Genomic DNA, 14,720 nt, shown 5'->3' on the forward strand with positions numbered 1-14,720 from the left:
CATGACGCGCGGTCATCTGTTCGATCCGACGTTCGGGGCTCGGGACGTCTCGGCCACCGTCTCCGACCAGGCCTGGGTGACAGCGGTTCTCGACGTCGAGGCTGCGCTCGGACGGGCGGCGGCGCACCACGCGCTGATCGCACCGGAGCATGCGGGCACGATCACGGCGGCCGCCGCGGAACTCGGTGCCCCCGGGGGAGTGGACATCGAGACACTGGGCATCGACGCCGCAGTGGGGGGGAATCCTGTCATTCCTCTGGTGTCCGCTCTTCGTGCGGCTGTCGCCGTGTCAGGTGTGCCGGCGTCCGCAGTGCACCTCGGCGCGACCAGCCAGGACATCCTCGACACGGCACTCATGCTCATCGTGAAGAACTCGATCGCGACCGTCCGGCAGTCGATCGGTGCCTGTGTCGATGCGGGCGCAGATCTCGCGCTCGAGCACCGCGGCACACCCATGGCAGGTCGCACTCTCGGCCAGCAGGCCGTGCCGACGACGTTCGGCGCCGTCGCCGCCGGCTGGACGTCCGGCCTTCTGCGTGCCGACGATGCGCTCGCCCGCGTCGCTGCGGCGACCTCGGTCCAATTCGGCGGCGCAGCAGGAACTGTGGCAGCTGTGCACCCGTACGGTCTGCGCCTCGCGGACGCACTCGCCGACGAACTGGGACTGACGCATCAGGGCATTCCCTGGCACACCGACCGCACCCGCATCGCAGAGATCGCCGGCGCCCTCGGCACGGCCGCGGGTGCCATCGCGAAACCTGCCCTCGACATCACCTCGCTGGCCTCGACCGAGCTGGGCGAGGTCAGCGAACGCTCACCCGGTGGTTCTTCCGCGATGCCGCACAAACGAAACCCGATCGCCGCCGTCACCGCCCGCGCAGCGGTGCGGCGGGTACCCGGCCTCGTCGCCACCGTTCTGGCCGGCATGGACCACGAACACCAACGTGCGACCGGTGCATGGCACGCGGAGTGGGAGACAATGACCGACCTGCTGCGTCTGACTGCCGGGGGAGCCGACAAGCTCGCGGTGAGCATGGGCGGTCTTCTGGTCCACGCCGATGCGATGGCCAGGAACCTCGAGATCACTCACGGACTACTTCTCGCCGAGCGCGTCACGACGGCGCTCGATGCTCACACCGACCACGCTCGGGAGATCGTCACGGCCGCGTGCGCCGTCGGAGGCACGCTCGACACCGACCCCGCCGTCACCGAGTACCTCGAACCGGCCGTGGTGCGGCGCCTGCTGGACCCGGCCGACCATCTCGGCCATGCGGGCGACATCGTCGACCGCGTCCTCTCCATGGTTCACCTGCGTACCGGAGGACGTCATGACCGTTGAGCTGTCCTACGACCTGGTCACGGGCCGTTCGCCGATGAGGGCGACGGTCGTCCTGGTCGGGTCGCTCGGCTCCGATCGATCCATGTGGGATGCCCAGCGCAGCGCCCTCACCGAGGTCGCCGACGTCATCGTCGTCGATCTCCGCGGACACGGACGATCACCGACACCGAACGGGCCGTACACGATCGCCGACCTGTCCGAGGACGTTCTCGCCGTCCTCGACGCGAACGGACTCGATCGCGTCCATCTGGTCGGTCTGTCGTTGGGCGGCGCAGTGGCACAATGGATTGCGGTCCATCGACCTGCCCGGGTGCAGACACTGACCTTGATGTGCACCGCGGCGCGATTCGGCGAACCGCGGGGCTGGTCGGACCGCGCCGCGGCCGTGCGAGCGAAGGGCACGGATTCCGTCGCGCACGCGGTGGTGTCTCGCTGGTTCACACCCGAACTCGTCGCACGCGACGCCGATCTCGTCTCTCGCCACCGCCGCATGGTGTCCGCCACGTCGGACGAGGGCTACGCCTCGTGTTGTGATGCGCTGGCCGGGTGGGACGACCGAGAGGACCTGGGCCGCATCAGTGCACCCACCCTCGTGATCGCGGGTGAGCAGGATCCCGCCACACCTCCCTCCGATGCTCGGATTCTCGCCGACGGCATCGCACGGTCGCGCCTGCACGTTCTGACGGCTGCAGCGCATCTCGCGAATGTCGAGCGTGCGGGAGAGGTGACGCGGTTGCTCGTCGACCACATTTCCCACGGCGAGTACGACACGGGAAGGGCCGCAGCTCGTGCCGAGGGGATGCGGCAACGTCGGAGCGTGCTCGGGGACGCACACGTCGACCGGAGCATCGAACGCACCACCGACGTGACGGCTCCGTTTCAGGACTTCATCACGCGCACGGCATGGGGCGACGTCTGGGCACGACCGGGACTCGACCACCACCTCAGGCGCCTTCTGACGCTCGCCATCCTGACCGCGGTCGGCAACCAGCACGAGCTCGACATGCACATCAGGGCGGCGTTGCGAGCGGGGCTGTCCGCCGACGAGCTCGCCGAGGTGTTTCTCCACACCGCGGTGTACGCGGGAGTGCCGAACAGCAACGCGGCCTTCGCGATGGTGGACAGGGCAGTGACCGAACACGACTCTCGATGACTCGACTCAGCGTTCCAGCGCGCGCAGGAAGAACTCGTGCCGGGTCGCCGCGGCCGCTTGTGTCAGTGCGGCATTGGTCACCATCTCGTACCCGTGGAAGCCTCCGCCCCACAGGTGGAAGTCGACATTGACGCCGGCCCGGGAGAGCCGCTGTGCGTAGTCCAGAGCTTCGTCTCGGAAGACCTCGACGGAGCCGACGTCGATGTAGGTCCGCGGCAGATCTGCCACATTCTCGGCGCGCGCCGGGGCTGCGTACTCCGACACTTCCGGGCCACCTCGACGGTCGCCCAGCAGCGACGACCATCCGAACTCGTTGGAATCGCTCGTCCACAACGCAGACCCTCGGGCGACCATGCGTGAGCTGTGGGTGATGAATCGGTCGTCGAGCATCGGGCAGCACAGGATCTGATGAGTGAGGTGCGGAAAGTCGCGGTCGCGTGCCATCAGGGCGATTCCTGCGGCGAGTCCGCCGCCGGCACTGACTCCGCTGACCAGAATGCGGTCGACATCGATCTCGAGAAGATCCGCATTCTCGGCGGCCCACCGCAATCCGGAGTAGCAGTCGTTCACCGGTGTGGGGTCCGGATGCTCCGGAGCCACCCGGTATTCGAGGGAGGCGATCACCGCGTGTCCCTCGGCCGCGTAGCGCACGAGTGCGTCCAAGCCGACGAGCCGCCCACCGATCACCATGCCGCCGCCGTGCACGAAGTAGACGAGGGGCCACGGGCCGTCCCCGACGGCAGGCTTGAGAACCGTCATCTGCAGGTCGGCGTCTCCACCGTCACCGGGAACCACGACATCCTCGACCCGCACTCGGCCACCCGCGGTCCAGTCGACCTCCTCGGCCCCCGGAAGGCCGTTCAGGGTGATGGACCGCACCTCGTCGAGGGTGTCGGCACCCAGCGTGGGGACCGCACCCAGAATCATCTTCAGCGGAGGGACGAGTTCGGGATCGAGCGGGGGAGCGACGGGGAGCGACGTCGGCGTCGGTTCTGTTCGAGTCATGACGACAGTCAACAGGCGGAGGGCGGCCGGTCACAGCCGCCGATGTCGTCGAGTGTGGCGTACCTCACCCGCCACGTGGCGGTCGCCGCTCGGGGAGAGGATCCACGGCCGGTGTCGTCCTGTTCTGCGCGGCGCGAGAGATGCGCCAGAGCAGAAGCGTCGTACTGGCTCGCGCGTGACCGGTGGGACTGAGGACGGTGTATCCGAGCCGGCTCTGGAGCCAGTCGAGGCGTTGTTGGAGTGTCGAATGGTGGAGATTCTGCCGACGGGCAGCTTCGCGCACGCTGCTGTGACTCAGGATGCTGTCGAGCAGTCCGGTCACCCACTGTCGTTGCAGCCGTAAAGATTCCAATACCTGCACGTCCGCCGATCTGGAAGCCGTGGTGGCATCGATGTTGTCGATCAGGTCCGCCACGGCGCCGAGATCGTCGTGGCAGACGTGCGCCGGTCCGCCGGTGGCCGGGTCGACGGCGATCTTCAGGGCCGACACGGCACGCTGCCAGCGCGTGCACACGAGGAGCCCGTCGGTGATCGTGTAACCGGCCGCGGCATCGGTCGGCACGCCGGCGAGTGTGGGTCGGCTCGAGAGCAGATGGACACGCGCGCCGTCGGCGGTCATTCCGATCGGGGTGCGACGGGAATCGCGGGGCAACGTCGCCGCGATGACGATCGGTCCCGTCAGTCCGAGAGTTGCCAGTGCGGCACTGCGGTGCGCCGGGGAGGCGTCCGCGTCGCAGACCGTCCGGATCGCGGCGACGACCGGATGCCGCTCCCGCGGTTGTTCGACGGATTGCAGGCTGCGGGCGAAACGTTCCAGGATCAGGTGGTCCAGTGGCCACGGTGGCCCCGTCCGGTTCAGCCAGACCGTGATGCTTCCGAACTGCTCGAGGTGGGGACGAGTGGACACGTCCGGTGTCGAGGAGGTGCGACCGTGTTCGTCCACCTCGATGGGCAGTCCTCGATCGGGGTCGTGGAACCCGGCGCCGCAGTCGGCGAGGACCGTGACTGCGCGCAGCAGCGCTGTCGCAGGGACGCGTTCGTCGACCAAGGTGTCGAAGTGTTCGGGGACCCGAAGCGCCGACGCGGCGTCGTCGTCGATGGCGGTGAGCCTGATGATCCAATCACGCACGACGTCGGTCCTCCTCGCCGTCGTCCCTCATGCTCGCGCCTCTGCCGGCGCGAGAACGGACAACGCCTCGCGGGCAAGTGGTTCGAGGCTCATGTCCGAGAACTTCCACTCCTCGATGACGGTGGTGAGGAGTGCGGCGATCGCGGCTGCCCGAGCCCGCGCCCGGAACGCGGGTCGTACGACACCGCGTTCCGTCATCAACTCCGCGAGGTCGTCCCGGGCGGCCTGACCGGCCGCGAGCCACGCGGAGCGAAGAGCCGGCGTGCCGAGGACGACACGCAGTTCCCTGCGTTGGTGGTCGTTTCCTGCCACCGAGACGAACGCGTCGAGAACCGCGTCGTCGAACGGAAGGGAACGCCGTGCGCGTATCTCGGATGCCAGCTCCGACGGGCCGGTCGCCAGTCCGAACGTCAGCGCCTCGTCCTTGCTCGAGGAGTGGCGATAGAACGTGCGCAGTGATACTCCCGCGGCGGCTGCGATCTGTTCGACGGTCGTGCGGTCGTATCCCTGCTGTTCGAAGAGGCGCAGGGCTGCGTCGGCGATGTCACGCCGGGTGCTCGCGCGACGGCGCTCGCGCAGCGGAGCAGCGACGTCCGCTGACGGGAGCGCCTCATCGGTCATTCCGCCAGTATCTCAGACAACGTGTGGCAGTATGAGTCAAGTTGGCACAATGTGTCAGAACCACGAACCGAGGAGTCGTCATGTCTGCAGTGTCGTTCGAAGGCCGCGTCGTGTCTTCGGACTGGCCAATGTGGTCGCCCTGGAGGGTGCTCCGCACGGGATCCTCACCAACACGATTCTTCCTGCGGCCCTGAGTCGGATGGCAGCAGACATGGCACCCGAGCAGTTCGCCGGAATGCCGACCACCCCGGCGCACATGGAACCGGAGATGATCACCGCCATGGTCGCCTACCTCGCCAGTGAGGAGAACACTCACAACAGGGAGCTGTACTCCATCGCCCGCGGGCGGTACGGACGCGTGTTCATGGGCGTGGCTCCGGGGTGGCACGTCTCGGTCGATCAGCCCGTCGCGACACCGGACGACGTCGCCGAACATATTGACCGGATCCGAGATCTCGACGGGTACGCCGTACCCGAGTCCATGGTCGCCGAGTTCGCCCTCGTCCCGTGAGCACGATGGACTGGCGGGTGCGGCTGCTGGGGAAGCTCATGCCGGACAACATGATCGTCGGCAAGTCCCCGTCGCAGATCGCGAGGCTGCAGAAACCGAGGCCGCATTCCTTCCTCATGGATCTCGTCGCGGGTTCGATGAAGCCCGGGGTCACCGTCGAGGACGGCGTCGCCCGAGGAGGCGACGGCCACATTCCCGTCCGGTCGTATCGGCCCACGGCGCTGTCGGGCACGCTTCCCCTCATCGTCCTGATCCACGGCGGTGGGTGGACGGTCGGCACCTTGAACCAGTACGACTCCATGGCGAGCAGCATCGCACTGGCTGCAGACGCCGTCGTCGTCTCATTGGACTACAGGCTCGCTCCCAGCCATCCCTGGCCGGCGGCGGCGGAGGACTGCTACGCCGCTTTCGTGGACGTGGTGAGCCGCGCTCGGCAGTGGGGTGCCGACGGTTCGCGGGTCGCCCTCGTGGGCGACAGTGCGGGAGGCAACCTGTCGGCGGTGACCGCCATGCTCGTGCGTGACCGGGGTGGTCCGGCCATCGCGTTGCAGGCGCTGTTGTATCCCGCCACCGACCTCACCCTGTCCAGTCCATCGGTGATCGAGAACGCGACCATGCCGGTACTCAAACGCCCTACCCTGGAGGCGTACGTCGCTCTGTACGTGCCTGATCCGGCCGATCGCGCAGACCCGACGGCGTCCCCACTGCTCGCCGAGGATCATGCGGGTCTGCCTCCCGCTCTGGTGCAGGTCGCGGAACTCGATCCGGTCCGCGACGACGGTCTTCGCTATGCGGAAGCCTTGCAGGCAGCGGGTGTACCGGTTCGGTTCACGGAGTACGTCGGGATGCCGCACGGCTATCTCGCCTTCCCGCGCTTCGCTCGGAGTGCGACGCAGGCGTTCTCCGAACTCGTCCGAGAATTACGGACTCACCTCGCGCCGGGCTGACCGCTACTCGGTGAGGTGTGGGTCGACGACGCGGGCGGAACGGCTCTCCAGGTCATCACTTTCCGCAAAACCTGTCACATTGTGACAGTCGGGCGTACGGTCACAACATGGTCGGTCACACCCCTCCACCGAGACGATCCAGGCAAGAACACGCAATGCTGGAAGTCTCCGCCATAGCAGCGGACATGTTTGTCGACCGGGGCTTCACTGCGACGAACGTCGCCGATATCGCCGCGGCAGCAGGTGTGTCCTCGCGCACTTTCCATCGGTACTTCGACGCGAAGGAAGATGCCGTCGTTCCCTTCCTGGAAGAAGGATGGAAGTCCTACGTTGCTGCCGTCGACCACCGTCCGGTAGACGAGTCGCTACTCGAATCTCTGATTCATGCCCTCGACGGCTCATTTCGGTCCGTCAGTGCGTCCTCTTACCGGGACCTTATCGCAATACTTCCTGATTCGGCTCCACTGCAACGGGTGTGGCTCCAGATCCACGAGGACTGTCAGCAGGCGATGCAGCCTGTCATTACCCGTCGATTGGCCCTGACCGGACAAAATCTTCGTGCGCGGTTCGTTGCCGCATGCATCGTTGCCGCCAATCGCATCGCGGCGGAGATGTGGGCGTCGGATCCGACCACATCATCCAGGGAAACTGTCGAAAAATGTCTTTCCATGATCGAAATCGCTGTACTTGAACCGAGTCCCATCACATCGAATGGAGAACCACGTGAAACGGCTAGAAGGAAAAGTGGCGCTCATCACCGGAGCGGCGCGTGGACAGGGGCGAGCCGAAGCACTGATGTTGGCCGAGGAGGGTGCTGATCTGATCTTGGTCGACATCGCGGGTATCCCCGCTGCGACGGACTACGCCGCCGCAACCGAGGCCGAGTTGGCACAGACGGTCGCAAACGTCGAGAAGCTCGGCGGGCGCGTGGTTCACGCGGTCGGAGATGTGCGAGACCTCGACGCGCTGGAGGCGCTGGTCGCGAAAGGTGTCTCTGCGTTCGGACGCCTGGACATCGTCGTCGCGAACGCGGGCATCGTGTCCTGGGGTCGCTTCTGGGAAATGGATCGGACCAGGTGGCAAGACATGATCGACATCAATCTCACGGGCGTGTTCAACACCATGAGAGCGGCAGTACCGGCCATGATCGCGTCAGACAACGGTGGGTCCATCATTGCCACGAGCTCGGTAGCAGGCCTGAAGTCTCTTCCTGGGCAAGCGCATTACAGTGCCGCGAAAGCAGGAGTGGTTGCGTTGGTGAAGTCCGCAGCGATCGAGCTCGCACCGTACCGGATACGGGTGAACTCCATCCACCCATGGGGTGTTCGAACACCGATGGGGGAAATGGGTCCCGACGCGGTGAAAGTGTTTGCCGACAATCCGTCCTACCAGGCAGTCATGGGGCAGATCTGGTTCGATCCGCCCATTTCGGAACCAGAGGACATCGCACGCGCCGTGCTCTTTCTGGCAAGTGACGATTCCCGGACCGTGACCGGAATTCAGCTCCCCATCGACCACGGGGCGAGCAAGGTCTGACGGCGCATGGAGGAGACACCGTTGTCGGACAGCGCGCAGGTCGGTGCCGGCGCGGAAGATGGTCGCCACGTCCTGGTCGTCGACGACGATGAAAGCATTCGCACAGTCGTCAGATGGCAACTGAACGATTCGGGGTTCAGGGTCGTTGAGGCGGACGACGGTGCCATGGCGTTACGCCTCATGGCTCGAGATCAACCTCTTCTCGTCGTTCTCGATCTGTCCCTGCGGGCAGTCGGCGGTCTCGACGTCCTTCGTGAGATCCGCTCCGGACGCGCGGAAGTGCCGCGAGACCTACCGGTGATGATTCTTTCGGGGCGTAGCGGCGAAACCGACAGGATAGTAGGCCTGGATCTGGGAGCGGACGACTACCTAGTGAAGCCGTTCTCACCGGGTGAGTTGGCCGCCCGTATCCGTTCGCTACTTCGCCGGGCCACGCCGTTCACCACCCCACAAGTGGTGTCGATCGGGTCTCTGCGCATCGAGGTGTCGAGTCGTGAGGTGACGGTTGCGCGTGATCTGATCGAACTGACGGTGAAGGAATTCGACCTCCTGTTCTTCTTGGCAACGCACCCACGTCAGGTTTTCACGCGCCGTCAACTGCTGGAGGGGGTGTGGCATTCCAGTGACTTTCTGGGCGAGGCAACGGTGACAGAGCATGTTCATCGTCTGCGGAACAAATTGGGCCGCGACCCCGGAGTGCCTCTCATACGCACCGTGCGAGGAGTGGGTTACCACTTCGGCGGTCCTTCCGTCCCGCGATGAACGGCAGCGACAGAGTGGACACGGCGGTGACCAGCCTGCTGAGTCCACAGGACCTCACCTACCTGATGGCCCAGCAGATGAAAATTCTCGAGATGGTCGCCGCCGCCGTTCCGGTACAGCACACCCTGGACGCAGTCCTCACCGCACTCGAATGCCTGATGACGGATGCTCGGTGTTCGGTCCTGTTGGTCGCGCCCTCGGGCGATACCCTCCACCACGGCGCCGCTCCCAGTCTGCCGCCCGAGTATCTGCGCGCGATAGAGGGACTCCGAATCGGTCCGCTGTCCGGATCATGCGGGGTGGCTGCGCATCTCGGTGAGCCCGTCATCGCTCGAGATGTTCGGATCGACCACCGGTGGGTCGAGTTCAGAGACAGTGCGGTGGCCTCCGGTCTGGTCGCATGTTGGTCGACACCGATCGCAGACCCGTCGGGACGGACTGTCGGCACCTTTGCCGTCTACCACGGCGCCCCGCACTGGCCGACTGCCAGAGAACGACAGTTGGTCGACCGATTCACTTACCTTGCCGCGGTCGCGCTCGAGAACGGCCGCCTGCTCGGCGAACTGATCGAGAGCGAAGAGTTGTTTCGCCGATCCTTCGAGGACAACCCCGCAGGCGCAGCCCTGTTGGGCCTGGATTGGGTATTCCAGCGCGTGAACACATCTTTCGCCGAGCTGGGCGGCCATCGCGTGGAGGACTTGGTCGATCGACGACTGGACTCGGCGTTGCTGTTCGATGCGCACTCCGAGAACCGAATACACGAAACGCTGGCACGGGGTGATGTCTTCTGTGTGACCGAACACATGGCGGTGATATGCAACGACGGTGCCACAGTGCCGGTCGAGGCAACCTTCTCTCTGGTACGCGGCCGTGACAACACACCGCTACGGTTCGCTCTGAACCTGGTCGATCTGACCGAGAGACTGTCGGCCGACGAAGCGAGAGCGGAGCGGGAGCGCGCGGAAACAGCACGCCAGGTGGCCGAGTCCCACAGCTCCGCGAAATCGGCTCTGCTCACCTCGGTCAGCCACGAAGTACGTACCCCGCTGCAGGCGATCAAAGGGTTCACCGAACTGCTCCGCACGCTGCACTTGGACGAGGAACGCCGCGAGGAAGCGCTCGCCCGTATCGATTTCGCCTCCGACCATGTTCTGGATCTGGTCACGGACGTTCTCGACATCAGTCGAATCGAAGCCGGTGTCCTGCCATTGAACATCGAGCCGACACCCATTGCTCGAACGGTGCACGACATCACCAGACTGCTGTCCGCGATGGCGGACCGGCGCCACACGGCGGTGAACGTCTCGATCGAGCCGTCACTCGAAGTGTGGGCAGACCCAGGGCGCCTGCGCCAGGTTCTGCTGAACGTGATCGGGAATGCTCTTCGCTACGGTCACGCCGGGGGAGCCGTGGACATCTCGGCGGTGCTCGGAACCTCGATGACGGTGATCACCGTCAGCGATGACGGGGATGGCATACCGCACGACTATCTTCCGAATCTGTTCACGCCCTTCCGGCGTGGACGTGAGGACCGAGGTGTCGGGTCGACAGTTGACGGTTACGGCCTCGGGTTGATGCTTTCTCACGGACTCGTCACGGCCATGGGAGGGACTCTGACCGCGCGCAATCACAGCGACGGTGGCGCCGCTTTCGACATCGCGTTGTCCTCGACACCTCGTGGTGTCTCCCCGGAGCGGAATGCGCCCGCCGGAGAACAGGGACACCGTATGACGTCCGATCCCCCCACGTCCTCGATCTAACGATGCCCGGGGAACCTCGATGCGGCGAAGTCCGCGTACCAACGCACCGATGTCGGGTCGTCCACCGATGCGATGTTCACCGCACTGGTGATCGACCGGCCGGCCAAGAGTTTCTTGATCGGGATCTCCAGCTTCTTGCCGTTCAGTGTTCTCGGCACAGAAGGTGCCTCGACCATCTCGTCCGGAACGTGCCGGGGCGACAACCGGGTCCGCAACGCGTGAGCGATGTCCTGGCGAAGACGATCGTCGAGGCGACGACCTGCGGCCGGCACCACGAACAGTCCCAGCCAGTACTCGTCATCGGGCAGGTCGACACCGACGACCACGGAATCTGCCACCTCCGGCATACCGTCGATGACGTCGTAGAAGTCCGAGCTCCCCAAGCGCACCCCCGCCCTGTTGAGGGTCGAGTCCGAGCGGCCGTGAATGGTGATGCTCTGATCCGCGTGGACCGTCACCCAGTCACCATGCCGCCAGACCCCTGGCCACGTGTCGAAATACGATTCTCGATATCTCGAACCGTCCGGGTCGTTCCACAGCCTGAGCGGCATCGACGGCATGGGTTCCGTGATGACCAGATCCCCCACTTCGCCGACGAGCGGGATACCCTCGTCGCTCCATGCGGCGGCAGCCACGCCGGCGATCCGACCGCCGATGCGTCCGGGCCGAACCGCGGTGTACGCGTTCCCGCCGACGAAGGAGCCGGCAATGTCGGTGCCACCACTGGTCGAATCGACGTCGATCGTCGAACCGACGTGCTCGCTGATCCAGCGGTAGTCGTCGGCCGGCAGTGATGATCCGCTGACCATCACGTGCCGCAGCGAGCGCATGTCGAAGGTGTCCCCGGGCGACTTGACGGTGCTCGAACCGGCGGATGCCGACACCACCGCGGCACCGAGCAGCATCACGTTCGCGCGGGTTCGGGCCGCGATCTCCCAGACACCGCCCGCGGGATGTCCGGGGCTACCTTCGTACAAGACGATGCTCGCACCTCGGGACAGCGCGCCCAGCTGCATGTTCCACAGCGCCCAGCCAGTCGATGTGTAGGTGAACAGGCGCTCACCCGCACGGAGTGCGCAATAGAGCCCCGTCCACTTCAGGCTCTCCAGAACTATCCCGCCGTGGCCGTGAACCAGCCCTTTGGGCAGTCCAGTGGTCCCCGAACTGAACAGCACCCAGAGTGGATGTGAGAAGTCGACCTGCTCGAATTCCAGGGGCGCATCGCGACCGACCACATCCGCCCAGGGTGTCGAGCCTTCGGGCGGCCAGCGGTCGTACAGATAGGGGACATGAACGACATGCTGCAGCGACGGTAGATTGTCGCGGAGCTGTGCGACAACGTCGCTTCGGTCGATGTCCTTGCCATTCCAGTGATACCCGTCGACAGCCATCAGCACGGTCGGTTCGAGTTGGGACAGCCGACTGATGGTTCCGTCCGGGCCGAAATCGGGTGAGCAGCAGACCCATATGGCGCCGACCGCCGCAGCCGCGAGAACTCCGATGACAGCGTGTTCGGTGTTCGGCAGATATGCGGCAACTCGGTCCCCCGGGCGTACCCCCGCGCGTCGAAGCCATCCGGACGCTGCGGCCACCGATCGCTGGAGTTCGGCGAAGGTGATGACACGATCGACCGCGCCGCTCTCGGACGCGCACACCAACGCTGTGTCGCTGTCCCGTCCGCGCAGTAGCATGTTCTCCGCCCAGTTCAGCCGCGCCCCGACGAACCATCGTGTGTCCGGCATCGGATCGCTCGTGCGCACACGGGTCCAGTGCCTCGAGAATGCGACACCGTGATAGTCGGCTATGGACACCCAGAACTCGTCCAGGTTCTCGATCGACCAGGACCACAACGAATCATGATCAGGAAAGCGGCGACCTGTGGAGATCTCCAGCCAGTCCAGATAGTCACGCAGGGGTGACTCGGCGATGCTCTCCCCGGTAGGGCTCCACACGACGTCCGGCGATACAGATTCGTCGACCCGGCTGCCACCGGTTCCTGCGCGATGCTCCATACACTCGAATCTAGAGCCGCGTCGCGACAGGGACCGGTTTTGGCGACGATATTGACGACACGTTGAGAATGACATGTGAACGCATTGATACGAGCGCGTTAGCCTCGGACTCGATCGACGGAATCACCTCCGCCGCAGAATGTGTCATCACTGAGGAGTACCACCGATGAAGTTGGCTCTGTATCTCCCGAATTTCAGAGATCACGTGACGTTGAAGGAATTGGAGGACCTCACGGCACTTGCGGAGGAACTCGACTTCGATTCGGTATGGACCCTCGATCGCATCGTCGTGCCGGAGGCGTCGGATCGGGCCGAGTTGGAGTATCCGTTCGGCATGATGGCCGATCTTCCCAACGGGCTTCCGGTCATCTCGCGCGGTAAGTGGTTTCAGGGCATGACCCTGATACCGTGGCTCGCTGCCAAGACCGAGAAGCTTCGAATCGGCATGAGCATCATCGACACTCCCTATCGTTCGCCAGGCGTGCTTGCTGCGGAGTTGGCGACCCAAGACCACCTCGCCAACGGTCGGCTGAACGTCGGGGTGGGCGCAGGGTGGATGCCGGAGGAGTTTGCTGCGGCCAGCGCATCACATCTCTTCGCGCGCAGGCACGGGCACGTTCGCGAGACCATCGAGATCATGCAGGGGATCTGGTCGAACGAGTTGTTCGAATATCACGGGGAATTTGCAGATTTCCCGTTGTCCGGATTCGGGCACAAGCCGATCCAGAAGCCTGGTCCACCGATCTATTTCTCGGGACTGAAAGATCCCAGACGGTCGGCCAAGCGCATCGCCAAATATGGACTGCAGGGGTGGATCGGAATCCAGGATTCACCCGAGGACATCGCTCGCTGGCGCGGTGAGATGAAGAGGGAGCTCGACGAGCTGGGTCGAGACTTCCCGCCAGGGTTCGACATGTGCAGCATGATCTGGTTCACGATCACCGAGGAGAAGACCGATCAGACGGCGGCCGGGAAGGTGACGAACCTGCTGACCGGTACCGCGCAACAGATCGAGGACCGGCTCAAGCGGTACAAGGATGCCGGAATGACGATGCCGATTCTGTGGCCACCGTTCCGCGATGTACCGACGTCGAAGACGATCGACGATCTCAAGCGATTGGTCGAGGACATCATGCCCAAGGTCGAGGCGAGCTGATCGAGCGCGGAGACAGAGGGGGAGTGCTGTCGCAGTGTCCGACAGTGTGTTTTCACCCCGACATCCCACGGCGCCGTCGAGTTCTGCGATGCGGCGGGTACTCCGTCGCGTGCGGGACGGTGTGTCGTTGAATGTCGACGAGGCCACGGCTCTGTTGCGCGCACGCGGAGACGATCTGGAGGATGTGATGGCGTCGGCGTCGCGGGTGCGCGATGCCGGACTGGCGTCTGCGGGTCGATCGAGGACGGTGCCAGACGTGGATCGACGTCGTCACCACGGCGCACGAGGTGGGACTGCGGTCGAGCTCGACGATGATGTACGGCCACGTCGACAACCCGTCGCACTGGGTGGGACACCTGAACGTGCTCGAGCGCATCCAGGACCGCACCGGTGGGTTCACGGAGTTCGTTCCGCTGCCGTTCGTGCATCAGTCATCGCCGCTGTATCTGGCCGGTGCCTCGCGGCCCGGTCCGACCACTCGGGACAACCGCGCGGTGCACGCTCTGGGTCGGATCATGCTGCACGGTCGGCTCGACAACATTCGGACGTCATGGGTGAAGCTGGGAGTCGCAGGAACTCGCGCGATGCTCGACGGAGGTGCGAACGATCTGGGCGGGACTCTGATGGAGGAGACGATCTCGCGGATGGCAGGTTCGCAGAACGGTTCGGAGAAGACCGTCTCCGAGCTGCACGAGATCGCCGGCGGTATCGGACGACCGGTTCGTCAGCGCACCACCACTTACGGAACGGTCGGCGCTGCACCGGTTGTCGACTCGATCTGACGACGAG

At 64.9% G+C, this 14,720-nt stretch carries 13 protein-coding genes and 1 pseudogene; 10 read left to right on the plus strand and 4 right to left on the minus strand.

The annotated features are described in order from the left end of the window. The first annotated feature begins 1 nt into the window (after position 1). The gene (locus HQ314_RS20125) at positions 2–1,339 is read left to right on the plus strand and encodes a lyase family protein (protein ID WP_222651048.1); all 1,338 of its coding nucleotides are present in this window, start codon (positions 2–4) and stop codon (positions 1,337–1,339) included. Beyond that, complete coding sequence (pcaD, locus tag HQ314_RS20130; RefSeq protein WP_222626735.1) at positions 1,329–2,492, plus strand: 3-oxoadipate enol-lactonase; 1,164 nt, start codon at positions 1,329–1,331, stop codon at positions 2,490–2,492. Before HQ314_RS20125 ends, pcaD begins: the two co-directional genes overlap by 11 nt. A gap of 6 nt (positions 2,493–2,498) precedes the next feature. On the opposite strand, the gene HQ314_RS20135 is transcribed toward pcaD, so the two are convergent. From HQ314_RS20135 to HQ314_RS20145, 3 genes are all read right to left on the minus strand, one after another. Continuing rightward, positions 2,499–3,497: an alpha/beta hydrolase gene (locus tag HQ314_RS20135; RefSeq protein WP_222651049.1), complete on the minus strand. Its 999-nt coding sequence runs from the start codon at positions 3,495–3,497 to the stop codon at positions 2,499–2,501. A gap of 64 nt (positions 3,498–3,561) precedes the next feature. Then, positions 3,562–4,626, minus strand: a complete 1,065-nt coding sequence (locus HQ314_RS20140) for a hypothetical protein (protein ID WP_222651051.1) — start codon at positions 4,624–4,626, stop codon at positions 3,562–3,564. 27 nt (positions 4,627–4,653) lie between these two features. Then, positions 4,654–5,247 (minus strand): TetR/AcrR family transcriptional regulator, encoded by a 594-nt coding sequence (locus HQ314_RS20145; RefSeq protein WP_222651052.1) that lies wholly within the window; start codon positions 5,245–5,247, stop codon positions 4,654–4,656. Between the two features lie 199 nt (positions 5,248–5,446). On the opposite strand from HQ314_RS20145, the gene HQ314_RS20150 reads away from it, so the two are divergent. From HQ314_RS20150 to HQ314_RS20175, 6 genes are all read left to right on the plus strand, one after another. Further along, positions 5,447–5,758, plus strand: coding sequence for a hypothetical protein (locus HQ314_RS20150; protein WP_222651054.1), 312 nt, complete (start codon positions 5,447–5,449; stop codon positions 5,756–5,758). Between the two features lie 5 nt (positions 5,759–5,763). Next, positions 5,764–6,705 (plus strand): alpha/beta hydrolase, encoded by a 942-nt coding sequence (locus HQ314_RS20155; RefSeq protein WP_261781925.1) that lies wholly within the window; start codon positions 5,764–5,766, stop codon positions 6,703–6,705. A gap of 155 nt (positions 6,706–6,860) precedes the next feature. Next, entirely contained in the window at positions 6,861–7,523 is a 663-nt protein-coding gene (locus tag HQ314_RS20160; protein ID WP_222626741.1) for a TetR family transcriptional regulator, read from the plus strand. Continuing rightward, positions 7,429–8,241 carry a mycofactocin-coupled SDR family oxidoreductase gene (locus tag HQ314_RS20165; protein WP_308014342.1) on the plus strand — a complete coding sequence of 271 codons (813 nt, stop codon included), beginning with the start codon at positions 7,429–7,431 and terminating at the stop codon, positions 8,239–8,241. Before HQ314_RS20160 ends, HQ314_RS20165 begins: the two co-directional genes overlap by 95 nt. A gap of 6 nt (positions 8,242–8,247) precedes the next feature. Continuing rightward, a complete protein-coding gene (locus tag HQ314_RS20170) occupies positions 8,248–9,003 on the plus strand; it encodes a response regulator (protein ID WP_222651057.1) in 756 nt (251 codons plus the stop codon). Positions 9,004–9,029: 26 nt separating this feature from the next. After that, positions 9,030–10,763: a GAF domain-containing sensor histidine kinase gene (locus tag HQ314_RS20175; RefSeq protein WP_308119509.1), complete on the plus strand. Its 1,734-nt coding sequence runs from the start codon at positions 9,030–9,032 to the stop codon at positions 10,761–10,763. Here HQ314_RS20175 and HQ314_RS20180 read toward each other — a convergent pair. Then, complete coding sequence (locus tag HQ314_RS20180) at positions 10,760–12,775, minus strand: acetoacetate--CoA ligase (RefSeq protein WP_222651059.1); 2,016 nt, start codon at positions 12,773–12,775, stop codon at positions 10,760–10,762. The two genes, HQ314_RS20175 and HQ314_RS20180, sit on opposite strands and share 4 nt — an antisense overlap. Positions 12,776–12,941: 166 nt before the next feature. On the opposite strand from HQ314_RS20180, the gene HQ314_RS20185 reads away from it, so the two are divergent. Both HQ314_RS20185 and fbiC read left to right on the plus strand, forming a co-directional pair. Next, positions 12,942–13,931: an LLM class flavin-dependent oxidoreductase gene (locus HQ314_RS20185; protein WP_204870110.1), complete on the plus strand. Its 990-nt coding sequence runs from the start codon at positions 12,942–12,944 to the stop codon at positions 13,929–13,931. A gap of 254 nt (positions 13,932–14,185) precedes the next feature. Further along, positions 14,186–14,713: pseudogene (gene fbiC / locus HQ314_RS20190) on the plus strand (7,8-didemethyl-8-hydroxy-5-deazariboflavin synthase); the annotation flags it as partial. Between the last annotated feature and the right edge of the window lie 7 nt (positions 14,714–14,720).

Origin of the sequence: Rhodococcus sp. BP-332, assembly GCF_019836065.1 — a bacterium.
Taxonomy (GTDB): Bacteria; Actinomycetota; Actinomycetes; order Mycobacteriales; family Mycobacteriaceae; genus Rhodococcoides.